The following is a 22,679-nucleotide window of genomic DNA, read 5'->3' on the forward strand; positions in this document are numbered from 1 at the left end:
CAACAGGATAGTCTGCCGTCAGTTCGGCAAGCGACAATGACGAGGGATGGATGACGAACAAGATCTATGACGGCCCGAAGGCGGCTCTCGACGGGCTGCTGTTCGACGGCATGACGATCATGTCCGGCGGCTTCGGCCTGTCGGGCAATCCGGAGAGCCTGATCCCGCAGATCCGCGATTCCGGCGTGAAGAACCTGACCGTGATCTCGAACAATGCCGGCGCCGACGGCTTCGGCCTGTGGATGCTGCTGCAGACCCGGCAGATCAGGAAGATGATCGCGTCCTATGTCGGCGAGAACAAGCTGTTCGAGCAGCAATATCTCGCCGGCGAGCTCGAACTTGAGCTCAATCCGCAGGGCACGCTGGCCGAGCGCATCCGCGCCGGTGGCGCCGGCATCCCCGCCTTCTACACCAAGACGGGCGTCGGCACCGTCGTCGCCGAGGGCAAGCCGGTCGAGGAATTCGACGGGCAGCTCTATGTGCGCGAGACCTGGCTCAAGGCCGATCTCGCCATCGTCAAGGCCTGGAAGGCCGACACCGCCGGCAACCTCGTCTATCGAAAGACCGCGCGGAACTTCAATCCGAACATGGCGACCGCCGGCAAGGTGACGGTGGCCGAGGTCGAGGAGATCGTCCCGGTCGGCTCGCTCGATCCAGAGGCGATCCACACCCCCGGCATCTATGTCGACCGCGTCATCAAGAGCACGATCAACGAGAAGCGCATCGAGAAGCTGACCGAGCGCAAGAGGGAGGCAGCCTGATGGCCTGGACCCGCGAAGAAGTCGCCGCCCGCGCGGCCAAGGAACTGAAAGACGGCTTCTACGTCAATCTCGGCATCGGCATCCCGACGCTGGTGGCGAACTACATTCCTGCAGGTGTGGACGTCACGCTCCAATCCGAGAACGGCCTGCTCGGCATCGGTCCCTTCCCCTATGAGGGCGAGGCCGATCCCGACCTGATCAATGCCGGCAAGCAGACCATCACCGTGCTGCCGAGCTCGAGCTTCTTCTCCTCGGCCGATTCCTTCGCGATGATTCGCGGCGGCCATATCGACCTGACCATCCTCGGCGCCATGGAAGTCGCCGCCAATGGCGACATCGCCAACTGGACGATCCCCGGCAAGATGGTGAAGGGCATGGGCGGCGCGATGGACCTCGTCGCGGGCGTGAAGAAGGTCATCGTCGTGATGGACCATGCCAACAAGGCGGGCGAATCCAAGGTGCTGGAGCGCTGCTCGCTGCCGCTGACCGGCGCCGGCGTCGTCGACATGATCATCACCGATCTCTGCGTGATGACCTGCGACAAGGCCAATGGCGGCGGCCTGACCCTCATCGAGCTTGCGCCAGGCGTCACCCTCGACGAGGTCAAGGCCAAGACCGGTGCGCCCTTTACGGTCGCGCCTGCACTGGCCAAGGCCGCGTGAGCCGCGCCGGAGGAGGCATTCTGTGATTCCGTCAATCGCCACGGTCTGTGTCTCGGGCACGCTTCAGGAAAAGCTCGAGGCCATCGCGGCGGCCGGCTTCACGGCGGTCGAGATCTTCGAGAACGATCTGATCGCCTTTCCAGGCTCTCCGGCCGAGATCAGGCGCATCTGCGCCGATCTCGGCCTCGAGATCGTCACCTGCCAGCCCTTCCGCGATTTCGAGGGCATGCCGGAGGGGCGCCGCCAGCGTGTCTTCGACCGGGCCGAGCGCAAGTTCGATCTGCTGCAGGAGCTGGGCACGGACCTGCTTTTCGTCTGCTCCAACACCTCGCCGGAAGCGCTGGCCGGCATCGACCGGCTTGCCGCTGACTTCGCCGAGCTGGGCGAGCGGGCCGGGCGGCGCGGCCTCAAGGTCGGCTACGAGGCTTTGGCCTGGGGACGGCACGTCTTCGACTATCGCGATGCCTGGGAGATCGTGCGCCGCGCAAATCGGCCCGAGGTGGGGATCGTGCTCGATTCCTTCCATATCCTGTCCCGCAAGCTCGATCTGTCCGCCATCGGCACGATCCCGCGCGACAAGATCTCGATGGTGCAGATGGCCGATGCGCCGCTGCTGCAGATGGACCTCCTTTCCTGGAGCCGGCATTGGCGCTGCCTGCCGGGGCAGGGCGAGCTCGACCTCGCCGGCTTCATGCGCGCGCTGGTCTCCACCGGCTATGACGGCGTGCTCTCGCTGGAGATCTTCAACGACCGCTTCCGCGCGGGCTCGGCCCGCTCGGTGGCGCTCGACGGGCATCGCTCCCTGATCTGGCTGCTCGACGAGACGGCACGGCAGATCGGCAAGCCCGTGCCGGGTGTGGTGCCGATGCCGCCGCCCGGGCCGGTCCAGGCGGTGGAGTTCATCGAGTTCGCTGCCTCGGAGGCGGAGCGGCCGGGCTTCGAGAAGCTTCTGCGCGCGCTCGGTTTCAGCCGCAAGGGTGCGCATCGCTCGAAGGATGTCGATCTCTGGCGCCAAGGCGATATCCGCATCGTGCTCAACAGCGAGGCGGACGGCTTCGCCCATAGCTACCAGATCACCCATGGCACCTCGGTCTGTGCGCTGGCGCTGCGCGTGCCGGATGCGCAGGCCGCGATCACCCGGGCCAAGGCGCTGCTCGACGTGCCGCATGCCGGCGCGATCGGGCCGGGCGAACTCGATATCCCCGCCGTGCGCGGGCTCGGCGGCAGCCTCGTCTACTTCCTCGATCGCACCTCGTCGCTCGGCCGCTGGGCCGAGGTCGATTTCGAGGCGACGGAGGAAAGCGACGCCGAGGCCGGGCTGACCGGCGTCGACCATGTCTCGCAGAGCATGCAGTACGAGGAGATGCTGACCTGGCTGCTGTTCTACTCCTCGCTGTTCGACACGAGGAAGGCGCCGAGCCAGGCCGTGCTCGATCCCGGCGGCGTGGTCCAGAGCCAGGTGATCGAGAGCGGGCTCGACGGAGAGCCCGGTCACGGTCTGCGGCTCATCCTCAACGGCTCGCAGAGCCACCGAACACTGTCGGCACGTTTCATCACCGATTTCTTCGGCTCGGGCGTGCAGCACATCGCCTTCGCGACGAACGACATCGTGGCGACGGTGGAGCGGCTCATCGCCAACGGCGTCGCGATGCTCCCGATCCCCGAGAATTACTATGACGATCTGGAAGCCCGTTCCGATCTGTCGGCCGAGGAGATCGACCGGCTGAAGGCGCTGAACATCCTCCATGACAGCGATGCCGGCGGCAGCTTCCGGCAGGCCTATACGCAGACGCTGGATGGCGGGCTATTCTTCGAGATCGTCCAGCGCGACGGTTATGCGGGCTATGGCGCGGTCAATGCCGGCATCCGCCTGACGGCGCAGGCGAGGCTCGCGCGGCCGATCACCATGCCGGCTCTCGGGCACGGTTGAGCGATGGCGGTGCCCCGCTCGAGAGGGCGGGGCAGGGAACCGTGAGCCCGTTCACGCCTGATTTCGTGCCGCGGCGCGATGCGGCCGGCGATCAATCGCCGATCAGATAGCAGGCTTCGGCCTCGGCCAGACGCTTTGCTTCGTCGAGATCGGCCGCCGATGAGGCGTGAATAGCGAAAAGCGCATCGCCGGCGCGGACCTCTTCACCCACGCGCATTTTCAGGTCGACCCCGGCGGATTTGTCGAAGGGGGCTCCGGCGCGACGCGCGATGCCGGCGACCGCCCAGCCGTCGATCTCCTCGATCAGCCCGGAGCGCCCGGCGCGCACCGTATGCACCAGCAGACCCGGCTCGATCGGCGGCGCGCGCCGGCCCTGGGCATCGATGATCGCCTCGAAGGCCCGTGCCGCGGCTCCGCTTTCCAGCAGCGCGACGGCCCGCTCCCTGCCTGCCTCCGGGGAGCCGATGTCGGGATCCCATGCGAGGATGCGGCTGGCGAAGAACAGGGCCTTCTCCAGCAGATCGGGTGGCGCCTGCGGGTCGCGGTTCAGGACCCATCTGACGTCCCGGACTTCCAGCGCCGGGCCGATGCCGCGTCCGATCGGCCTGCTTCCATCGGTCGGATGGGCCTCGACCACCAGGCCGAGCTCCTGCCCGACGAATTCGAACAGGCGAGCGAGCTCGGTGGCCTCCTCCAGCGAATGCAGCTTCGCGCGAGGGCCGTAAGGGAGATCGACGATCACATTCGTCGATCCCGCCGTGAACTTCTTCGACAGGATCGAGGCGACCGACCAGCGATTGGAATCGATGCCGAGCGGCCGCGTGATCGCGTTCATCACGTCGTCGACGACGGAGTGGTTGAGCCGCCCATTCCAGGCGATGCAGGCCCGGGCCTGTTCGAGGCAGCGGCGCAAGCCGGCCGGATCGAGCTCGACATTCGCCACGACCTCCATGGCGTCCGCCGTGCCGGCGGCCGAGGTGATGGCACGCGAGGAGGTCTTGGGCATCAGGAACTTGCCGTGCGCGGCAATGATCGGGACGACGATGAGGGTGATGCGGCTGCCGGGAATACCGCCCATGGAATGCTTGTCGACGACGATCCGGTCAGGCCAGGCGATCCGCTGCGAGAAGCCGGTGCGGACGCGCGCGAGCGCGGCCACCTCGCGGTCGGTCAGCTTCTGCGTCGCGGCGACCAGGAAGGCGGCCACCTCGGCATCGGGATAGCGCGATTCGACAATGTCCCGGATCAACAGGCGATACTGCTCCTCGGAGAGCGCCTCGCCACGGAGCTTGCCGGTGAGGGCTTCGCGGCTTTCGGGTGAAGGCGTTCGCCGGATCGTCACCTCGCTGCCTTCGGGCATCGCGAATTCGGCGAAAGCTTCGGCCGAGAGGCCGATCTCGTCGGCTTCCAGCAGCCCGGACGGCTCGACCGCCTGCACCTCGGTGCGAACGGCTGCGGTGCCATTGGAGAGCTCGATCTTGCCCGGCCCGAGATAGTCGCGTCCATCGACCGTGCCACCGACGGGCAGATAGGCGCAGAAGCGCCTGCCGGTCAGGAAGGGCATGCGCTTCAAGGTCAGGTAGTTGGCGGCGTTCTCGATCGCGGCCACGAAGCGTTCGACGCCGACCGACGGGGTGTCGTCGTTGAGAACCTCGACGCGCCGAACACCTGCCGGCGGCGGTTCGACGACGCGCGCGAGCCTTTCGCAGATAGCTCCGGAATCCTCGCGCCCGCGCTCCGCGATGCGCCGGGCCAGAACGGCCGCAGGCGCGACCACATCCACCAGGACCAGCCGGGTGGCGCGTCGCGAGAGGGCGTCGACAACCGCCCTGGATCCGTTTGCGACGACATGCCTGCCAGCTGCCAGCTCTCCTTCAAGAGAGGCCGGAAGCCCGTAGCGCAGGCCATGGGCCTCCCAATCGATCAGGAACTCCCCGGCCGTCCTGCGGCCCTCGAATTCCGCATCGGATACCGCCTCGTGGTCCTCTCCGGGCGAACCCGCGGGCCGCGTGATCGCCCGCCTGGCGAAGACGTAGCGCCCCGTCGCTTCCAGCGCCTCGCGGGCGCCGAGCATCAGCGTGTCTTTCCCGGCACCGCTCGGGCCGATGACGAAGAACAGCGTGCCGGGACGCATCGCCGCCGCTCACGCCTCGTCGAGGCCGATATCCACCGCGACCGCAGCCTGCGTGATCTTGCTGGTCGAAATATAGTCCACGCCGGTCTCCGCGATGGCGCGGATCGTGTCGATCCTGATTCCGCCGGAGGCTTCGACCTTCGCGCGCCCACCGATGATGGCGACGGCCTCGACCATGTCCTTGATCGGCATGTTGTCGAGCATGATGACATCGACATCGGCGGCGACGGCCTCGTGCACCTGCCCGAGGTTGTCGCACTCGATCTCGAGCTTCGTCAGGACGGGCAGCTTCTTGCGGGCCCGCGCGACGGCGGCGGCGATGCTGCCGCAGACGGCAATGTGGTTGTCCTTGACCATGACGCCGTTGTCGAGGCCGAGCCGGTGGTTGAGACCGCCACCGCAGCTCACGGCATGCTTCTCCATCATGCGCAGGCCCGGCGTGGTCTTGCGGGTGTCGATGAGCCTGGCCTTCGTGCCTTCGATCGCCGCCACATAGCGCGCGGTCTCGTTGGCGATGCCGGACAGGCGCTGGGCTATGTTGAGGGCGGTGCGCTCGGCCGTAAGCACGCTGCGGGCCGCTCCCTCGACCTCGACCAGGACGGCGCCCTTCTCGACGCGGTCCCCGTCCCTGACGCGCAGTTTCACCTTCAGCGTCGGGTCGTAGCGCTGGAATACGCGCGCCGCCACCTCGACGCCGGCGACGATCATCGGCTCGCGGGCGTTCATGTAGAACGCGCCGACCTCGTCCGGCTCGATCATGACCTGGACGGTGAGATCGCAGGCCCCGATGTCCTCGATCAGCCAGTGATCGATCAAGCGGTCAGTGGCGAAAACGTCGTACATCTCGTCCCCTCGCGATTTCAGCGCATAATTTGTTTGTATACGAATGATAGGGTCGGTTTTTCGTCGCTGTCAATCGGACTTTGCCGCTTCCGTCGAAGCTGCGTCCCGGTGCCTCCGGTCGCCTTCGGAGCTGCCCGCATCGGTGGGGCGGATGCTTATTGTCCGGCCTTGGTGCTTTCGGCGCCAACGCCGTTCGTGTTCGCTCGGAGCTTCGGGTTCTCATCGACAGCCCGCTGCACGGACGCCTGTATCTGCACTGCCTCCGCCCGGCGTTCAATCCCGCATTCTACTTCTCGACGAAGGCCTTTTCGATGACGTAGTCGCCGGCCTCGCCGTGATTGCCTTCCTCAAGGCCGCGCTCGGCGAAGATCGTCTTGAGGTCGGCCAGCATCTGCGGCGAGCCGCAGAGCATGAAGCGGTCGCCCTCAGGATCGAAGCCGGGCTGGCCGATATCGGTATAGAGCTGGCCCGAAGTCATCAGGTCGGTGATGCGGCCGCGGTTGCGGAAGGGCTCGCGCGTCACCGTCGGGTAATAGATCAGCTGCTCGCGGATCATCTCGCCGAGGAACTCGTCCTGCGGCAGATGCTGGGTGATGCGCTCGCCATAGGCCAGCTCCGCGACCTGGCGGCAGCCATGGACCAGCACGACCTTCTCATAGCGCTCATAGGTCTCGGGGTCGCGGATCAGCGACAGGAACGGCGCCAGCCCGGTGCCGGTGCCGAGCAGGAAGAGCCGCTTGCCGTCCTTGAGGTTGTCGAGCACCAGCGTGCCCGTCGCCTTCTTGCCAACGATGATGGGGTCGCCGACCTTGAGGTTCTGCAAACGCGAGGTCAGCGGGCCGTCCGCCACCTTGATCGAGAAGAACTCCAGCGTCTCGTCGTAATTCGTGCTGGCGACGCTGTAGGCCCGCAGCAGCGGACGCTCGCCGACCTTCAGCCCGATCATCGTGAACTGGCCGTTCTTGAACCGGAACGTCGTATCCCGCGTCGTCGTGAAGCTGAACAGCGTATCCGTCCAGTGATGCACGCTCAGGACCTGTTCCTCGTAGAAATGGCTCATCGCATCGTCCTTGAAAGTCCGGCGGCGGGCTGGCGGGTGCCTTCACCGACGGGTCGTGGAATTCGAGGGTTAAGTCGCAGCCGAGTCTCTGCTTCCGCCGAAGCATTGCCGGCAAAGTAAATCCTATGCGTCGAGGGCCTCGGGCAGGAATTGCAGCTTGTCCGGGATGCCCTTCCAATCCTCGGCATCGGCGGGCGCGTCGCGCTTGTCGGTGATGCCGGGCCATTGCGCGGCAAGTCGGCCGTTGAGGGCGACCCAGCGGGCCGAACCCTCGGCCGTATCGGGGATGATCGCCTCGGCCGGGCATTCCGGCTCGCAGACGCCGCAATCGATGCATTCGTCGGGATTGATGACAAGCATCGTTTCGCCTTCGTAGAAGCAGTCGACCGGGCAGACCGCGACACAGTCGGTGTATTTGCAGCGAATGCAGGCTTCCGTGACCGCGTAGGCCATGAGGCTCTCCCTCCTGCTTGACAGGACGAAAAGGGTCCGACAAATTCGTTCGTATACAAACGATATGACTCGCCGATATGGCTTTGTCAATTGGCGGCGCGTAACGTGGAAACGACCAAACCGAGGCGGGCCGATGGCTGAACAATCGACGGCGACAATCACCCCCGACCACAAGCTCGTGGTCCGGAATATCGGCCTCATGCTCAGCGGCGATATCGGCAATCCCATTCTCGAAGCGGATACGCTCATTGCCATCGGCGGCAGGATCGCGGCGGTCGGCCGGGCCAAGGATCTGGACACCGACAAGGCCGACACCGTCATCGATGCCAACGGCACGGTGCTTCTGCCGGGGATGATCGACAGCCATGTCCACCCGGTCGCGGGCGACTGGACGCCGCGCCAGAACCAGCTCGGCTGGATCGATTCGACCATGCATGGCGGCGTCACCACGATGATCTCCGCCGGCGAGGTCCATACGCCTGGCCGGCCGAGGGATGTCGTCGGGGTCAAGGCGATGGCGATCTATGCCCAGCGCTGCTTCGACGCCTTCCGGCCGGGCGGCGTGAAGATCCATGCCGGCGCGCCGGTGATCGAGCCCGGCATGGTCGAGCAGGACTTCAAGGATCTGGCCGATGCCGGCGTCAGGCTGCTCGGCGAGGTCGGGCTCGGCGGCGTCAAGGATGGCGCCACGGCGAAGCAGATGGTCGCCTGGGCGCGCAAATACGGCATCCAGTCGACAATCCATACGGGCGGCCCTTCGATCCCGGGCTCGGGGCTGATCGGCGCCGACGTGGTGCTGGAAGCCGATACCGACGTTGTCGGCCACATCAATGGCGGCCATACCGCCCTGCCGGACGCGGAGATCCGCTGCATCTGCGAGGGCTGCAAGCGCGGCCTCGAACTCGTCCATAACGGCAATGAGCGCGCCGCTCTCTACACGCTGCGCGTCGCCCGCGAGATGGGCGAACTCAACCGCGTCATCCTTGGCACGGACGGGCCGGCGGGCTCCGGCGTCCAGCCGCTCGGCATCGCCCGCATGGTCTCGCTGCTCTCCTCGCTGGGAGAGGTGCCGGCCGAGATCGCCTTCTGCTTCGCCACCGGCAACACGGCGCGGATGCGCAATCTCGATTGCGGTCTGATCGAGGTCGGGCGCTCCGCCGACTTCGTCTTCATGGACAAGGCCCAGCACTCCGCGGGCAAGAGCTTCCTCGACAGCATCCAGCTTGGCGACCTGCCGGGCATCGGCATGGTGGTGATCGACGGCCTCGTCCGCTCCGGCCGCAGCCGCAACACGCCGCCGGCCGAGAAGGTGCCCTCGGTCCAGGGGCACTGAACGGCCTCGGCTTGGTCACGCCGCCCATCGGCCGATGAGGTTTTCAACGATATAACGATTGCGGCCGATCCGGAATCGTTGTTGTCTCGTTCGTATACGAATGACTTTCGGGGCAGGTGGGTGTCGCGGGACTTGCATTCTCCAGGCGCGGATAGGGTGGGATGAGGCCTGTCGCGCGCGCCTTCACCTTGACCGTCAACGGCGCCGAGCATCGCGTCGAAGGCGAGCCCGACACGCCGCTGCTCTTCTTCCTGCGCAACGATCTTGCGCTCAACGGCCCGAAATTCGGTTGCGGCCTCGGTGAATGCGGTGCCTGCACCGTCCTGCTCGATGGGGTCGCGGCCAGAAGCTGCGTCTATCCGGTTCGCCTCGCCGCCGGCCGCGCCATCGTCACGCTGGAAGGGCTCGGCACGCCGGAAGCCCCGCATCCGATCCAGCAGGCCTTCATCGACGCCCAGGCCGCCCAATGCGGCTATTGCATCAACGGCATGGTGATGACCGCCAAGGCCTTCCTCGACGTGAAGCCTGCGCCGAGCGAGACGGAGGTGCGCGAGGCCCTGCGCTACAATCTCTGCCGCTGCGGAACGCATGTCGAGATCGTGCGGGCGGTGATGCTCGCTGCCGAACGCGGCTGGCGACCCGATGGGGCCGGGCAGTGACGGGCAGGGCGCCTCCACCCTCCCGGCGGGAGCTGCTGAAGCGTGGCGGCGTGATCGCCGTCGTCTCGCCGCGCAAGGACGCCCCCTCGGATGCGGGGCCCGAGGAGGGGCTGGACCTGCATGTCTGCGTGACCGGGGAAGGGCGGGTGTTCGCCTTCTGTGGCCATGTCGATCTCGGCACCGGCATCAGCACGGCTTTGGCGCAGATCGTTGCCGAGGAGCTCGATTTCCCCTTCGATGCGGTCGAGATGGTGCTGGGCGATACGGCCGAGACGCCCGACCAGGGCGCGACGATCGCGAGCGAAACGATCCAGGTCACCTCGATGCCGATGCGGATCGCCGCGGTGCAGATCCGCCGGCAGCTCCTGTCGCTTGCGGCTGCCGCCCTCGACTGCCCGGAAGAGGAGATCGACATCCGTGCCGGCACGCTTGCCCGGCGCGGCGAGGCGGGCTCTTCGCTTAGTCTCGACGCGCTGCTCGGAAACCGGCGCATCCTGCTGCCGCTGGCCGAAAGCGCGGCCTTCAAGCCGGTCGAGCGCCACGCCATCGTCGGCAAGCCGGTCGAGCGGGTCGATATTCCGGCCAAGCTCACCGGGCGTTTTACCTATGTGCATGACGTACGCGTGCCGGGCATGCTGCATGGCCGGGTCGTGCGCCCGCCCTATGCCGGCCTCGATGGCGGGGATTTCGTCGGGCACAGCCTCGAAGCGGTCGAGCACGAATCCATCGCCGATATCCCCGGCATTCGCGCCGTGGTGGTCGAGGGCGATTTCATCGGCATCGTCGCCGAACGCGAGGAGCAGGCGGCGGCAGCGGCGCAGTCCCTCAGGACGCATTGGAAGCACTGGCCGGCGCCGGCCGATCTGCGCGACGTCGAGAACGCGCTCCGCGCGCATCCGGCGACGCCCCGCAAGCTGGTCGACGAAGGCGATGTCGAGGCGGCGTTGCTGACCCTCGAGAAGCGGCTCGATCGGACCTATGTCTGGCCCTATCAGATGCATGGCTCGATCGGGCCGTCCTGCGCCGTCGCCGATGTGCGGGAAGACGGCATCACCGTTTGGGCCGGCAGTCAGAATCCCTATCCGCTGCGGGCCGACATCGCCTTGCTGACCGGCCTGCCGGCGGAGCGGATCGAGATCGTCCGCCACGAGGCGGCGGGCTGCTATGGCCGCAACTGCGCCGACGACGTGGCGGCCGATGCGGTTCTGCTGTCGCGGGCCGTGGGCGCGCCGGTACGGGTGCAGCTCACCCGCGAGCAGGAGCATCTCTGGGAGCCGAAGGGCGCCGCCCAGCTCATCGACATCGCTGGCGGGCTCGGGCCGGGCGCTTCGCTCGCGGCCTATGACTTCCATACGCGCTACCCCTCCAATGCGGCGCCGACGCTGGCGCTGCTGCTGACCGGGCGCATCCCGAACACGCCGGCGACGCTGAAGATGGGCGACCGCACCGCGATCCCCTCCTATGCCTATGAGAACATGCGGATCACGGCCTATGACATGCCGCCGATCGTGCGTGCCTCCTGGCTGCGCGGCGTCTCGGCCATGCCCAACGTCTTCGCGCATGAAAGCTATGTCGACGAGCTGGCGCATGAGGCGGGCGTCGATCCGGTCGAGTTCCGCCTGCGCCATATCACCGATGCGCGTGCCGCCGAGCTGGTCGAGGCAACGGCCGCCCGCGCCGGCTGGGAGCCGCATGTCGGGCCGCGCCTACGGGCCGAGGGAGATGTCCTGCACGGGCGCGGCTTCGCCCAGGCCCGCTATGTCCATGGCAACTGGCCGGGCGTGGGGGCCGCCTGGTCGGCCTGGGTCGCGGATGTCGCGGTCAATCGCGCGACCGGGGAGGTGACGGTCAGCCGCGTCGTGGTCGGCCAGGATACCGGGATGATGGTCAACCCGGCTGGCGTGCAGCACCAGATCCACGGCAATGTGCTGCAATCGACCAGCCGCGTGCTGCGCGAGGAGGTGACCTTCTCGGAGACCACGGCCGTCGCTGCGCGCGACTGGGGCGCCTATCCGGTGCTGAGCTTCCCGGAGCTGCCGGCCATCGATGTGATGCTGATGGATCGGCAGCAGGAGCCGCCGCTCGGTGCCGGTGAATCCGCCTCGGTGCCGAGTGCGGCGGCCATCGTCAACGCGGTCTATGATGCGACGGGAGTGCGCTTCCGCGAATTGCCGCTGACGCCCGAGCGTGTGCTGGCCGGGCTCAACGGGCGCCCGGCACTGGCCCCGCCGCCCGCGCGGGGAGGCCGACGCGGCCTCGGCTTCTGGGCCAGAATCGGCGGCATGGCTGCGGCCGCCGCGACGTTTGCGGCCGTCTCGCTGTCGCTTGCGCCGGAGATCGCGCCCATTGCCCGGCCAGACCCCGCGACATGGTCCGCAGCCACCATCGAGAAGGGGCGCCAGCTCGCCGCGCTCGGAGCCTGCGCCGTCTGCCATACGGGCAGGGACGGCGTGCCCTATGCCGGCGGGCTGGCGCTGGAGACGCCCTTCGGCACGGTGACGAGCACCAACATCACGCCCGATCCCGAGACAGGCATCGGCAACTGGTCCTATCCCGCTTTCGAGCGGGCGATGCGCGCCGGCATCCATCGCGACGGGCGCCATCTCTACCCCGCCTTTCCCTATGCGAACTTCGCGAAGACGAGCGATGCCGATCTGCAGGCGCTCTACGCCTTCCTGATGTCGCAGCCGCCGGTCATGCGGGTGAATGAACCGAGCCGGCTCATCTTTCCCTTCAACCTGCGCCCGCTGATGGCCGGCTGGAACCTGCTGTTCAACCGGGGCAAGGAAGCGAAGCCGGAACCCGCCCGCACGGCCGAATGGAACCGGGGGCGCTATCTCGTCGACGGGCTCGGCCATTGCGGCGCCTGCCATTCGCCGCGCAACGCGCTCGGCGCCGAGAAGGGCGGCATGGCCTATCTCGCCGGCGGCGAGGCCGAGGGCTGGGAGGCGCCGGCGCTGACGGGCGCCTCGCATTCTCCGATCCCGTGGAGCGAGGCGGATTTCTACACCTATCTGCGCAGCGGTCATGCCGCGAACCACGGCACGGCATCCGGGCCGATGGCGCCCGTCATCGCGGAACTCAAGGAGTTGCCGGATGCCGATATCCGCGCCATGGCCATCTATCTCGCCTCGCTCGGCGCCTCGCCTCCGGAGCCCGAGATCGCGGCGCGCACCGAGGCAATCCTGAAGGCGACGGCATCGGCCGCCAATCCCGGCACGTCGCGGGCCGCGCGACTCTATGAGGGGGCCTGCGCCGCCTGTCATGAAACCGGGCGGATCGCGCCGCTGGCCAATCAGGGGCCGGCGCTGGGGTTGAGCTCGAAGCTTCACGCCGCGACGCCGGCCAATCTCGTCAACCTGCTGCTGCAGGGCGGAAGTCACGGCATGGGCCAGATGCCAGCCTTCGGAAACTCGCTCGACGATGGGCAGGTCGCTGAACTCGCGAGCTATCTGCGCAGCCGCTTCGCGCCGGAGAAGCCTGCGTGGAACGGGGTGGAAGCGGCTATCGCAAGGGCACGCAAGGCCCCTTAGGGGACCGCAACCCCACACCCCAACCCTCTCCCCCCAAGGGGAGAGGGGGATAGGCGTCCTGCGCTCAGCGCAGCCCGTCCTCGCCCTTGATCTCGTCGGTCTTCAGGCCGCCGACGCGTGGCAGCGGGCGCCCGGCGCTGGTCAGCACGATCGCGACCATGATCTCGTTGGCGCGCGGCGCGTCGGGAATGCGCACCTCCATGCCGTCGAAATGGCTGCGGACATAGGCCGCCGCCTTGTGGCCGAGCGGCACGTCCAGCACCACGCCGAGCGAGCCGCGCTTCTTGCTGGACGGGATCAGGGCAGGGGCCTTGCCGAGGAGCTTGCGCAGCGGCGCGCCGAGCTTGGGATGCAGGATCGCGGCGGCATGCTCGAGCTCGCCGTCCTCGCCGACGGCGGCGGCCTTGCCATAGCCTTCGACCTGCTCGCCCGGAATGCCGAGCGCCGCCAGCGCATGGCGGCCGAGCAAATCGCCCAATTCCTCGCCGATCTCGATCAGCGGCGCGAGGTCCGCCTCATAGCGTCCGGCGAAGGGGTTGGCGATCACCGCGACGGCGGCGGCCCGGCGCACGGCCGGTTCCACCGGGCGGCCCATCTCGGAGCGGGTCTCGTCGAGGATGGTGACGAGCTTGCGGATTCTGGCGCTCATCGCAGGCCGTCCTCCCCCTTGATCTCGGAAGCCTTCAGGCCGCCGACGCGGGCATGGATGCGCGCGCCCGTCGTCATCACCAGCGCGAGCAGCATTTCATCCGCCTTCGGCGCGTCGGTCAGCCCGACCTCGAAGGCGTCGAAATGGCTGCGGACATAGGAAGCATTGATATGGGTGACGGGGATGTCGAGGCGCGTGCCGGGCCCGCCAACCTTCTTGGTCGAGGCGACGATCGCCTTGGCGTCGCCGAGGATCTCGCGCATCGCATAGCCGCCCGGCACGTGCCAGAGCGCGCCGTGCTCCAGCTCGCCGGCCGCGCCGACGATGGCGCCCTTGCCGTAACCCTCGATCGCCTTCGGATCGCCGCCGAGCGCTTCGAGAAGCTGCTTCGCCAGCGAGAGGCCGAACGGCTTCAGATCATCCATGAAGCCCTGGATATCCGCGACGTAACGCCCGGCGAAGGGGTTGGCGATGACGGCGAGCGCCGCGCCGCGTCGCAGCGGCGTGGCCGGGGCAGGGCCGCCCTCATGGAAGATCGTCTCGACGACGATGGCGAGCTTGCGAATGGCGATCTCAGGCATGAGCCAGTTTCCTCCGGGTGATATCGGCCAAGGCGGGCAAAGCGAGCGTGCGGGTCCTGCCCTGGAGATGGATGGCGCAGGAGCCGATGAGCCGGCGCGCCTGCAATTCGACGGCCTGATCCAGCCCGGCGGCGAGCGCTTCCGCGATCTCCGCTTCGGTGAGCCGGCCAACATGGCGCGTCACGGGAATGTCGCCGAGGTCGCTGTCCGACTGGATCGTGTCGGCCGGGACCCGGACGATGGCCGGATGGCCCGGAAGATCGACGGCATTGGCGATGACGGTCGCCGCCGCATCAGCTATGGCGGCAGTGGGCGCCAGCACCGTCACCGCTTCGGCGATGCCGCGCGAGAAGCTGCGGCCGGGATAACCGCTGGTCGCGACGCCGCCGATGCCGTCGGCGGCCGAGATCGTCGTGGTTCCGAACAGGTTCGGCCGGTCGGGCCGGTCGACGAGACCGATGCGGAAATGCTCGCCTTGCGCCAGATGCAGCGCGATGTCGCCGCCATTGTTGACGAAGGCGCGATTCAGCGGCGCGGCCGCGAGCATGGCGCCGAGAATCTCCTCGGCGACGGACCCGGCCACGGCGGCCATCGGCGTGATGAAGCCGGCTCCGGCGAACGGAGCCACAGCCGCGTGCATGCGCTGCGCGACCACGCCCTCCGGCGTGGGGCTTGCCTCCGTCACGGGCGTGCGCAGCAGAGTGAGCTCGCCGCAGAGTTCCGCCAGAAGCCCATCGAAACGATGCAGGGCGGCCTCATGGGCCATTCGCACGGCGTCGGTGCTGCCCTCCGCCTGAACAACCAGATCGATCGGCCCCTGCTGGAGCAGCAGGCGCTTGCCGTCCGGCAGGAAGCGCGCTGAGGGCCGCTCGAACATCGCGCTACCCGTGCGAGTGCCGCGTGGAATGCGGTGCGAACGGCCAGGGATTGTCCTGGTGCTGCGGCAGCTGGAGGCGCCCGCCGCGCTTGAGCTCGCTCAGCGGCTGGACATGGTCCATATGGCCGCCGAGCTCGCGATAGTCCGAAAGCTTCATCGTGAACTCCAGCGGTGCGACCAGCGCCGGTGTCGGCACATAGCCGAAGGCATTCTCGGGCAGGCGCGTGACATCCACCATGAAAGTAATGCCGCCGCCTGGCCAGATATAGACCGGCGCGCCGCCGCAGGTGACATAGGTCAGCGAATCCTTGACCGAGCGCGTCAGCCGGACCGGGTTCTCGGTCACGCCCGCCCGCAGCGAGCCGCCGGCGCCGCCGATGAACAGCACGGTCGACAAGGCGGGCTCGCAATTCTCCGCGATGCGCTCGACCGGCTCGCGCAGCGGCACCGGGATGTCCATCTCGATCGGCCGCAGATTGTCGTCCAGCTCGTAATAGGCGGCGTGCTCGCCCGTGGTCGAAACCATCAGCAGGCGCAGGCCCGGCCGGGCGGTCTTCGGATCGAAGGGGCCGAGGATGGCGAGCGGGTCGCTGATATTGGTGCCGCCCCAGCCGGTGCCCGGTTCGGCGACCTGGAAATAGCGGCCGGGCGTCGAGCGCCGCCCCTTGAGCTTGATCCCGGTCGGCTCCATGCCCAGCAACTTGCCGGCCTGATGCTCGGAGAGCACGCCCGTGATGTGGTCGTCGACGACGACGACCTCGTCGACCTTGCCATGCCATTGCTTGGCGAAGATGCCGATGGTGGCCGAGCCGCAGCCGACGCGCATCCGGCTCTCGGCCACGCCGTTGACGATCGGGGCCTTGCCGGCCTGGACGACGACCGTCTCGCCGCCGTCGATCGCCATCTCCACCGGCTTGCCGTTGCAGAGCGACAGCAGCGCGTCGCAGGTGACGCGGCCCTCCTTCTTGGAGCCACCGGTGAGATGATGCACGCCGCCGAGCGAGAGCATCTGCGAGCCGTACTCCCCCGTCGTGACATGGCCGACGGCCTCGCCCTCGACCCGCACCGTCGCGGTTTCCGGGCCCAGGAAGCGGTCGGTGTCGATTTTGATCTTCACGCCGCAATAGCTGAAGATTCCCTCGGTCACGACCGTGACCATATCGACGCCGTCGACCTCGGAAGAGACGATGAAGGGCGCCGGCTTGTAGTCGGGATAGGTCGTGCCAGCGCCGATGGCGGTGACGAAGGTGCCCTGCGGGTTGAGGATGTCGCCGCTCCATTCGCGCTCGCCCGCGAAAGACACGACGTCGCCGCCCTGGCCGATCCTGCGGTCGAGCACGACATGCGGATCGACCCGCACCAACGTGCCGTCGACATTGCCGTAGCGGTCGCAGGCGCCGACCGCGCCGGGTTTGATGAAGCACATCACCGGGCAGGCATCGCAGCGAATCTTGTCGTCAACGGCCAATGTCGTCGCGTCGGAGCTCATGCTCGCACTCCTGGCGCCGGAAACGCGCCGCTACATTATTTGTATGCAAACAATTTAGCCCTGCAAGCCCGCGCCCGTCAACACGATCGCTGCGCGGGAAGAGCGGGGCTTTCGCCGCGCAAAGTGCGCGGAATACCGGGCGCGGCAATAATGCGGCGATTTTAATCACGCCCTGCCTTCACAAGCCGCGAAACCGAGTTGACACGCTGCTTCGAACTCATCAACTTCGTAGGTATACAAACATTAAAACCATAAAACTTGGAACGGAACGGCGCAACGGCTAATGACGAACGGCTGACCCTCGGCGACAACGCCGAGTCCCGGCAGCCGGATCGCGAACGGGGGAGATTGGCATGGACATGGACCGCAGGCGTTTTCTGGTTGCCGCCTCGGGAGGCGCGGCCGCGCTCGCCGCTCCCTCGCTGGTTCGGGCGCAGGGGAGCGGCCCGATCAAGATCGGCGAGATCAACAGCTATACCGCCCAGCCCGCCTTCCTGAAGCCCTATCGCCAGGGCTGGGAGCTGGCGCTGGAACAGGTCAACGCCGGCGGCGGCGTGCTTGGCCGCAAGATCGAGACGATCTTCCGCGACGATGCCGGCAAGCCAGAGGATGCCGTGCGCCATGCCGGCGACCTGATCAACGCCGAGAAGGTCGACCTGCTCTCGGGCGGCTTCCTCTCGAATGTCGGTCTCGCGCTCACCGATTTCGCGCTGCAGAACAAGCGGCTCTACGCGGCTTCCGAGCCGCTGTCGGATGCGCTGGTCTGGGCGAAGGGCAACCGCTACACCTTCCGCTTGCGACCCTCGACCTATATGCAGGCGGCGATGCTGGTCGAGGAAGCGGCCAAGCTCAAGGCGCGGAAATGGGCGCTGGTCGCGCCGAACTACGAATACGGCCAGTCGAGCATCAAGTGGTTCAAGGAACTGCTGAAGAAGGCCAGGCCCGATGTCGAGTTCGTGGCCGAGCAATATCCGGCGCTTGGCCGCATCGATGCCGGCGCGACCGTGCAGGCGCTCGAGGCCTCCAAGCCCGAGGCGATCTTCAACGTCACCTTCGCCGTCGACCTGACCAATCTCGTGCGCCAGGGCAATACGCGCGGCCTGTTCGAGGGGCGCGACGTCGTCTCGATGCTGACCGGCGAGCCTGAATATCTCGACCCGCTCGGGGCGGAGACGCCGACGGGCTGGATCGTCACCGGCTATCCCCATGCCGATCTGGCGACGCCGGAGCACGTCAAATTCCGCGACGCCTACAAGGCCAAGTACAACGACTATCCGCGCCTGGGCTCGGTGGTCGGCTTCGACACGATGAACTCGATCGCGGCGGCCCTGGCCAAGGCCGGCACCACCGACAACGAGAAGCTGATCGACGCGATGGAAGGGCTGAAATTCCCCTCCGCTTTCGGTTCGGCCGAATATCGCGCCATCGACCATCAATCGACGCTCGGCGCCTTCGTCGGCAAGACCGCCCTCAAGGACGGCAAGGGCGTGATGGTCGACTGGCGCTATGCCGACGGTGCCAAGTACCTGCCATCGGACGACGTCGTGAAGACGATGCGGCCGGCAGGCTGAGTTCATCGCGTTTCCGGCATATGAACCTCCGTCATCCCGGACAAGCCGCGAAGCGGCGCTGATCCGGGATCCATCGGAGGGGGCCGTGCTCTACAATGGATCCCGGATCGACCTGCGGTCGTCCGGGATGACGGCAGAGCTTTGACCTGGACATCGGCAGAATGTTCGACCTCATTCTCACGCAGACATTGAACGGGCTGGCTTCGGCCTCCTCGCTGTTCCTCGTCGCCTCCGGGCTGTCGATCATCTTCGGCGTCACCCGGATCGTGAATTTCGCCCATGGCTCGCTCTACATGCTGGGCGCCTATATCGGCTGGACGCTGGTCACCTGGCTTGGGCCGACGAGCGGGCTCGGTTTCTGGGGTGGTGTCGGGCTAGCGGCGCTGCTCGTCGCCGTCATCGGCGTGGTGATCGAGGTCGCGATCCTCAGGCGGATCTATCAGGCGCCGGAGCTGTTCCAGCTTCTCGCCACCTTCGGCGTGGTGCTGATGATCCAGGACATCGCGCTGGCGACATGGGGCGCAGAAGACAAGCTCGGGCCCCGCGCGCCCGGCTTCAAGAGCTTCGTCATCCTGTTCGACAACCGCTTCCCCACTTATGAACTCCTGCTGATCGCAATCGGCCCGCTGGTGCTCGCGCTGCTCTGGTTCCTGTTCCAGAAGACGCGCTGGGGCACATTGGTGCGAGCGGCGACGCAGGATCGCGAGATGGTCGCGGCGCTCGGCGTCAACCAGCGCCTGCTCTTCACCTCTGTCTTCGCCTTCGGAGCCGGCCTCGCCGGGCTGGGCGGGGCGCTGCAGCTCCCGCGCGAGGCGGCAACCTTGCATATGGACCTGTCGATGATCTCGGAGGCCTTCGTGGTCGTGGTCGTCGGCGGGCTCGGCAGCGTGACCGGGGCTTATCTCGCGGCGGTGCTGATCGGCATCCTGCACGCCTTCGGCATCCTGATCTTCCCGAAGATCACGCTCGTCCTCGTCTTCCTGGTCATGGCCGTGGTGCTGGTGGTCAAGCCCTATGGGCTGATGGGCAGGCGCCCCGTCGGCGCCGCACGCGGGACGGCGACGGCCGAGCCGCTGCTGCGGCCGGCCGATAGGCCGGCCAAGCTCGCCGGCCTCGTTGCGCTCATCCTGCTCGCCGCCGCGCCGCTGGTGACGCCGGACTACCTGCTGCTGACGCTGACGGAGCTCGTGATCTTTGCGCTGTTTGCCGCCTCGCTGCATTTCATGATGGGGCCGGGCGGCATGGCCTCTTTCGGCCACGCCGCCTATTTCGGCCTCGGCGCCTATGGCGCTGCGCTCGCCGTGAAATGGCTGGGCGCGCCGATGGAGCCGGCGCTGATCTTCGCGCCCTTCCTGGCCGGCATCGCGGGCGTGGTGTTCGGCTGGTTCTGTGTCAGGCTGTCCGGCGTCTATCTCGCCATGCTGACGCTCGCCTTTGCGCAGATCGCCTGGGCGACGGCCTTCCAATGGGTCGAGCTCACCGGCGGCGACAACGGCATCCTCGGCGTCTGGCCGTCGCATTGGGCGGTGTCGAAGACGGCGTTCTACTATCTCGCGCTCGCTATCTGCGCGGCCTGCGTGGTCCTGCTCAGGGTCATGGTGTTCTCGCCGCTGGGCTATGCGCTCCGCGCCGCGCGCGACAACCCGCTCAGGACCGAAGCGATCGGCATCGACACCATGCGCGTGCAATGGGTCGCCTTCACCATCGCCGCCTTCGCGGCCGGCATCGCGGGAGCGCTCTTCGCCTTCTTCAAGGGCTCTGTCTTCCCGACCTATATGGCGATCCCGCGTTCGGTCGATGCGCTGCTGATGGTGCTGCTCGGCGGCGTGCAGACCGTGTCGGGGCCGATCGTCGGCGCCTTCGCCTATGCAGGGCTCAGCGAACAGCTGATGAAGATGACGATGTACTGGCGCTTCACGCTGGGGCTTTCGATCGTGCTCCTCGTCGTGCTCTTCCCGCGCGGACTCGTCGGCGGCTTCCTCGCCCTGCGCGAGCGGCGCGATCGAAGCGACAAGGACGGTGCCGTCGTAACCCGGCTCGCGACGGAGGGCGCGCCATGAGCGCCGTCGTTTCTCCCCGGGCGGCAGTCGCCGACGAGGCCGTGCTGGTCGCGCGCGATCTCGCCAAGTCCTTCGGCGGCGTCCATGCGGTGCAAGGCGTCTCCTTCTCGGTCGAGGCCGGCCGCATGGTCGCGCTGATCGGCCCGAACGGCGCCGGCAAGACCACCTGCTTCAACATGCTGGGCGGCCAGCTCAAGCCGGATCGCGGCGAGGTCATCCTCGCCGGGCAGGCGATCACGGGGCTCAAGCCCCGCCGGGTCTGGCGCCTGGGTGTCGGCCGCACCTTCCAGATCACCGCGACCTTCACCTCGATGACCGTGCGCGAGAACGTGCAGATGGCGCTGATCTCGCAGGAGGATGGCGTCTGGAATCCGTTCCGGCCCGCCCGGACGCGCTATGTCGCCGCGGCGGACGCCCTGCTCGCACAGGTCGGCATGCGCGAGCAGGCGGAGCGGGCCTGCGGCGTGCTCGCTTATGGCGACCTGAAGCGCGTCGAGCTGGCCGTCGCGCTCGCCAACCGGCCGAAGCTCCTGCTGATGGACGAGCCGACCGCCGGGATGGCCCCGCGCGAGCGCGTCGAGCTGATGGCGCTGACGGCGCGGATCGCGGCGCAGGAGCACATCGCGGTGCTGTTCACCGAGCACGACATGGACGTCGTCTTCGCCCATTCCGACCGGGTGATCGTGCTCGATCGCGGCCGGCTGATCGCCGACGGCGCCGCCGAGGCGGTGCGCCAGGACCCGCAGGTGCGGGCGGTCTATCTCGGCTCCGGCGCCACCTCGGGAGGCCATTGATGAGCGCCCTTCTCGAAATCTCCGGGCTCGACGCCTATTACGGCCGCGCCCATATCCTGCAAGGCGTCGGCTTCGGCATGGGCCGGGGCGAGGTGCTGGCCCTGATGGGGCGCAACGGCGCCGGCAAGTCGACGACGATGAAGGCGGTGATGGGGCTGGTGCCCCCGGCGCGCGGCGAGATCCGCTTCGACGGCCAGCGCATCGAGGGTCGCGAGCCCTTCGAGATCGCGCGCATCGGCATCGGCTACGTGCCGGAGGAGCGGCGCATCTTCTCCGAGCTTTCGGTGATGGAGAACCTCTCCGTCGGCCAGCGCCCGCCGCGCGAGGGCGTGCCGCACTGGACGCCCGAACGGCTCTTCGCGCTCTTCCCCAATCTCGGGCGCATGCGCGACCGGCCGGGCGGGGCGATGTCGGGCGGCGAGCAGCAGATGCTGACCATTGCCCGCACGCTGATGGGCAATCCGCGGCTCGTGCTGCTGGACGAACCCTCGGAAGGGCTGGCCCCGGTCATCGTCGAGGAGATGGCGAAGACCATCCTGGCGCTGAAGGGGGAGGGGCTGAGCATCCTGCTCTCCGAGCAGAACCTGCATTTCGCCGGCAATGTCGCGGATCGCGCCGCGATCATCGAGAAGGGCATCATCCGTTTCACCGGCACGATGGCCGAGCTCAAAGCGGATGAGGCGATCCGGGCGCAGTACCTGTCGGTCTGAGCGGCCGTCCGGATTTACAGCGTCAGCAGAGCTTCGCCAGCAGCAGCGAGAGCTGCTGCGCTTCCTTCTCGGTCAGGGGCTGCAAGGTCGCGGCCGTGATCGCCGCCGCCCGGGCGAAAAGCTCCGGCATGAGTGCGCGTCCCTGGTCGCTCAGCCGGATCAGGACGCGCCGCTGGTCGTTGGGATCGGGCAGGCGCTCGACCAGGCCGCGCTCGGCCAGCCGGGTGATCACACCCTTGATCGTGGCGGGGTCCATCGCGGTCAGGCGACCGAGCTGGTTCTGGGAGATCTCCTTGCTCGCGGCGAGCCTGCTCAACGCGGCGAACTGGGTCGGGGTCGGGCCTCCGGGCCCGATCGTCTGCTGGAAGATTGCGATATGGCGCTGCTGCGCCTTCCGCATGAGAAAGCCGACCTGCTCGTCGAGGACATATTTCGCGTTTTCTTTCGACTGAAGCGACGCGTTTTCCGCCACGGCTGAACGCTTCCGCGTCGACATCGGGGCTGCCTCCCAAAAACTCTTGCGTATCACATTTCCGGCGGTGGCCTCCGCGCCACGACCTCGACCGTGAATCGATAGCCC

General features: G+C 67.4%; 19 protein-coding genes. 10 read left to right on the plus strand and 9 right to left on the minus strand.

The window, feature by feature from the left end; translation table 11 throughout:
* The first annotated feature begins 50 nt into the window (after nt 1-50).
* From IED13_RS12480 to IED13_RS12490, 3 genes are read left to right on the plus strand one after another with little or no spacing between them, the layout of a single operon-like run.
* Entirely contained in the window at nt 51-761 is a 711-nt protein-coding gene (locus tag IED13_RS12480; protein WP_038365673.1) for a CoA transferase subunit A, read from the plus strand.
* Nucleotides 761-1,423, plus strand: coding sequence for a 3-oxoacid CoA-transferase subunit B (locus IED13_RS12485; protein ID WP_038365674.1), 663 nt, complete (start codon nt 761-763; stop codon nt 1,421-1,423). The genes IED13_RS12480 and IED13_RS12485 overlap by 1 nt, the downstream gene beginning before the upstream one ends.
* A gap of 22 nt (nt 1,424-1,445) precedes the next feature.
* On the plus strand, nt 1,446-3,353 hold the full coding sequence (locus tag IED13_RS12490) for a bifunctional sugar phosphate isomerase/epimerase/4-hydroxyphenylpyruvate dioxygenase family protein (RefSeq protein WP_191124350.1): 1,908 nt from the start codon (nt 1,446-1,448) through the stop codon (nt 3,351-3,353).
* Between the two features lie 91 nt (nt 3,354-3,444).
* Here IED13_RS12490 and phnN read toward each other — a convergent pair whose 3' ends face one another.
* The 4 genes from phnN to fdxA all read right to left on the minus strand — a co-directional run bounded on the left by phnN (nt 3,445) and on the right by fdxA (nt 7,843).
* Complete coding sequence (phnN, locus tag IED13_RS12495; protein ID WP_191124351.1) at nt 3,445-5,487, minus strand: phosphonate metabolism protein/1,5-bisphosphokinase (PRPP-forming) PhnN; 2,043 nt, start codon at nt 5,485-5,487, stop codon at nt 3,445-3,447.
* 9 nt (nt 5,488-5,496) lie between these two features.
* Nucleotides 5,497-6,330 (minus strand): carboxylating nicotinate-nucleotide diphosphorylase, encoded by an 834-nt coding sequence (gene nadC, locus IED13_RS12500; protein WP_191124352.1) that lies wholly within the window; start codon nt 6,328-6,330, stop codon nt 5,497-5,499.
* Nucleotides 6,331-6,616: 286 nt separating this feature from the next.
* Nucleotides 6,617-7,390 (minus strand): ferredoxin--NADP reductase, encoded by a 774-nt coding sequence (locus tag IED13_RS12505; RefSeq protein ID WP_191124353.1) that lies wholly within the window; start codon nt 7,388-7,390, stop codon nt 6,617-6,619.
* Nucleotides 7,391-7,513: 123 nt separating this feature from the next.
* Complete coding sequence (gene fdxA, locus IED13_RS12510) at nt 7,514-7,843, minus strand: ferredoxin FdxA (RefSeq protein WP_133564411.1); 330 nt, start codon at nt 7,841-7,843, stop codon at nt 7,514-7,516.
* 133 nt (nt 7,844-7,976) lie between these two features.
* Here fdxA and IED13_RS12515 point away from each other — a divergent pair, with 133 nt between their 5' ends.
* From IED13_RS12515 to IED13_RS12525, 3 genes are all read left to right on the plus strand, one after another.
* Nucleotides 7,977-9,176: an amidohydrolase family protein gene (locus IED13_RS12515; RefSeq protein WP_038365681.1), complete on the plus strand. Its 1,200-nt coding sequence runs from the start codon at nt 7,977-7,979 to the stop codon at nt 9,174-9,176.
* 161 nt (nt 9,177-9,337) lie between these two features.
* Complete coding sequence (locus tag IED13_RS12520) at nt 9,338-9,835, plus strand: (2Fe-2S)-binding protein (protein ID WP_112762323.1); 498 nt, start codon at nt 9,338-9,340, stop codon at nt 9,833-9,835.
* On the plus strand, nt 9,832-13,368 hold the full coding sequence (locus IED13_RS12525) for a molybdopterin cofactor-binding domain-containing protein (protein ID WP_260368360.1): 3,537 nt from the start codon (nt 9,832-9,834) through the stop codon (nt 13,366-13,368). Before IED13_RS12520 ends, IED13_RS12525 begins: the two co-directional genes overlap by 4 nt.
* A gap of 64 nt (nt 13,369-13,432) precedes the next feature.
* On the opposite strand, the gene IED13_RS12530 is transcribed toward IED13_RS12525, so the two are convergent.
* From IED13_RS12530 to IED13_RS12545, 4 genes are read right to left on the minus strand one after another with little or no spacing between them, the layout of a single operon-like run.
* Nucleotides 13,433-14,017, minus strand: a complete 585-nt coding sequence (locus tag IED13_RS12530; protein WP_112762322.1) for an amino acid synthesis family protein — start codon at nt 14,015-14,017, stop codon at nt 13,433-13,435.
* Nucleotides 14,014-14,598: an amino acid synthesis family protein gene (locus IED13_RS12535; protein ID WP_038365684.1), complete on the minus strand. Its 585-nt coding sequence runs from the start codon at nt 14,596-14,598 to the stop codon at nt 14,014-14,016. Before IED13_RS12535 ends, IED13_RS12530 begins: the two co-directional genes overlap by 4 nt.
* Nucleotides 14,591-15,475 (minus strand): UPF0280 family protein, encoded by an 885-nt coding sequence (locus tag IED13_RS12540; protein ID WP_191124355.1) that lies wholly within the window; start codon nt 15,473-15,475, stop codon nt 14,591-14,593. The genes IED13_RS12535 and IED13_RS12540 overlap by 8 nt, the downstream gene beginning before the upstream one ends.
* A gap of 4 nt (nt 15,476-15,479) precedes the next feature.
* Nucleotides 15,480-16,964 carry a 6-hydroxynicotinate reductase gene (locus IED13_RS12545; RefSeq protein ID WP_191124356.1) on the minus strand — a complete coding sequence of 495 codons (1,485 nt, stop codon included), beginning with the start codon at nt 16,962-16,964 and terminating at the stop codon, nt 15,480-15,482.
* 353 nt (nt 16,965-17,317) lie between these two features.
* Here IED13_RS12545 and IED13_RS12550 point away from each other — a divergent pair, with 353 nt between their 5' ends.
* The 4 genes from IED13_RS12550 (at nt 17,318) to IED13_RS12565 (ending at nt 22,099) form a co-directional block, all read left to right on the plus strand.
* The gene (locus tag IED13_RS12550) at nt 17,318-18,535 is read left to right on the plus strand and encodes an ABC transporter substrate-binding protein (protein ID WP_210323595.1); all 1,218 of its coding nucleotides are present in this window, start codon (nt 17,318-17,320) and stop codon (nt 18,533-18,535) included.
* 161 nt (nt 18,536-18,696) lie between these two features.
* Complete coding sequence (locus IED13_RS12555) at nt 18,697-20,595, plus strand: ABC transporter permease (RefSeq protein ID WP_191124357.1); 1,899 nt, start codon at nt 18,697-18,699, stop codon at nt 20,593-20,595.
* A complete protein-coding gene (locus tag IED13_RS12560; RefSeq protein ID WP_191124358.1) occupies nt 20,592-21,389 on the plus strand; it encodes an ABC transporter ATP-binding protein in 798 nt (265 codons plus the stop codon). Before IED13_RS12555 ends, IED13_RS12560 begins: the two co-directional genes overlap by 4 nt.
* The gene (locus tag IED13_RS12565; RefSeq protein WP_038365693.1) at nt 21,389-22,099 is read left to right on the plus strand and encodes an ABC transporter ATP-binding protein; all 711 of its coding nucleotides are present in this window, start codon (nt 21,389-21,391) and stop codon (nt 22,097-22,099) included. Before IED13_RS12560 ends, IED13_RS12565 begins: the two co-directional genes overlap by 1 nt.
* 22 nt (nt 22,100-22,121) lie before the next feature.
* Here the strand turns inward: IED13_RS12565 and IED13_RS12570 are convergent, their stop codons facing one another.
* Complete coding sequence (locus tag IED13_RS12570; RefSeq protein WP_142021032.1) at nt 22,122-22,595, minus strand: MarR family winged helix-turn-helix transcriptional regulator; 474 nt, start codon at nt 22,593-22,595, stop codon at nt 22,122-22,124.
* Between the last annotated feature and the right edge of the window lie 84 nt (nt 22,596-22,679).

Source organism: Allobosea spartocytisi (genome assembly GCF_014764685.1).
Classification (GTDB): domain Bacteria; phylum Pseudomonadota; class Alphaproteobacteria; order Rhizobiales; family Beijerinckiaceae; genus Allobosea; species Allobosea spartocytisi.

Excerpts from the sequence above, each read along its gene's own strand:
- IED13_RS12570 (WP_142021032.1), bottom strand. The coding sequence starts at position 22,595 with ATGTCGACGCGGAAGCGTTCAGCCGTGGCGGAAAACGCGTCGCTTCAG.
- IED13_RS12560 (WP_191124358.1), top strand. The coding sequence starts at position 20,592 with ATGAGCGCCGTCGTTTCTCCCCGGGCGGCAGTCGCCGACGAGGCCGTG.
- IED13_RS12540 (WP_191124355.1), bottom strand. The coding sequence starts at position 15,475 with ATGTTCGAGCGGCCCTCAGCGCGCTTCCTGCCGGACGGCAAGCGCCTG.
- IED13_RS12520 (WP_112762323.1), top strand. The coding sequence starts at position 9,338 with ATGAGGCCTGTCGCGCGCGCCTTCACCTTGACCGTCAACGGCGCCGAG.
- IED13_RS12565 (WP_038365693.1), top strand. The coding sequence starts at position 21,389 with ATGAGCGCCCTTCTCGAAATCTCCGGGCTCGACGCCTATTACGGCCGC.
- IED13_RS12485 (WP_038365674.1), top strand. The coding sequence starts at position 761 with ATGGCCTGGACCCGCGAAGAAGTCGCCGCCCGCGCGGCCAAGGAACTG.
- IED13_RS12515 (WP_038365681.1), top strand. The coding sequence starts at position 7,977 with ATGGCTGAACAATCGACGGCGACAATCACCCCCGACCACAAGCTCGTG.
- IED13_RS12555 (WP_191124357.1), top strand. The coding sequence starts at position 18,697 with ATGTTCGACCTCATTCTCACGCAGACATTGAACGGGCTGGCTTCGGCC.
- IED13_RS12480 (WP_038365673.1), top strand. The coding sequence starts at position 51 with ATGACGAACAAGATCTATGACGGCCCGAAGGCGGCTCTCGACGGGCTG.
- IED13_RS12545 (WP_191124356.1), bottom strand. The coding sequence starts at position 16,964 with ATGAGCTCCGACGCGACGACATTGGCCGTTGACGACAAGATTCGCTGC.
- IED13_RS12550 (WP_210323595.1), top strand. The coding sequence starts at position 17,318 with ATGGACATGGACCGCAGGCGTTTTCTGGTTGCCGCCTCGGGAGGCGCG.
- IED13_RS12530 (WP_112762322.1), bottom strand. The coding sequence starts at position 14,017 with ATGAGCGCCAGAATCCGCAAGCTCGTCACCATCCTCGACGAGACCCGC.
- IED13_RS12505 (WP_191124353.1), bottom strand. The coding sequence starts at position 7,390 with ATGAGCCATTTCTACGAGGAACAGGTCCTGAGCGTGCATCACTGGACG.
- nadC (WP_191124352.1), bottom strand. The coding sequence starts at position 6,330 with ATGTACGACGTTTTCGCCACTGACCGCTTGATCGATCACTGGCTGATC.
- phnN (WP_191124351.1), bottom strand. The coding sequence starts at position 5,487 with ATGCGTCCCGGCACGCTGTTCTTCGTCATCGGCCCGAGCGGTGCCGGG.
- IED13_RS12535 (WP_038365684.1), bottom strand. The coding sequence starts at position 14,598 with ATGCCTGAGATCGCCATTCGCAAGCTCGCCATCGTCGTCGAGACGATC.
- fdxA (WP_133564411.1), bottom strand. The coding sequence starts at position 7,843 with ATGGCCTACGCGGTCACGGAAGCCTGCATTCGCTGCAAATACACCGAC.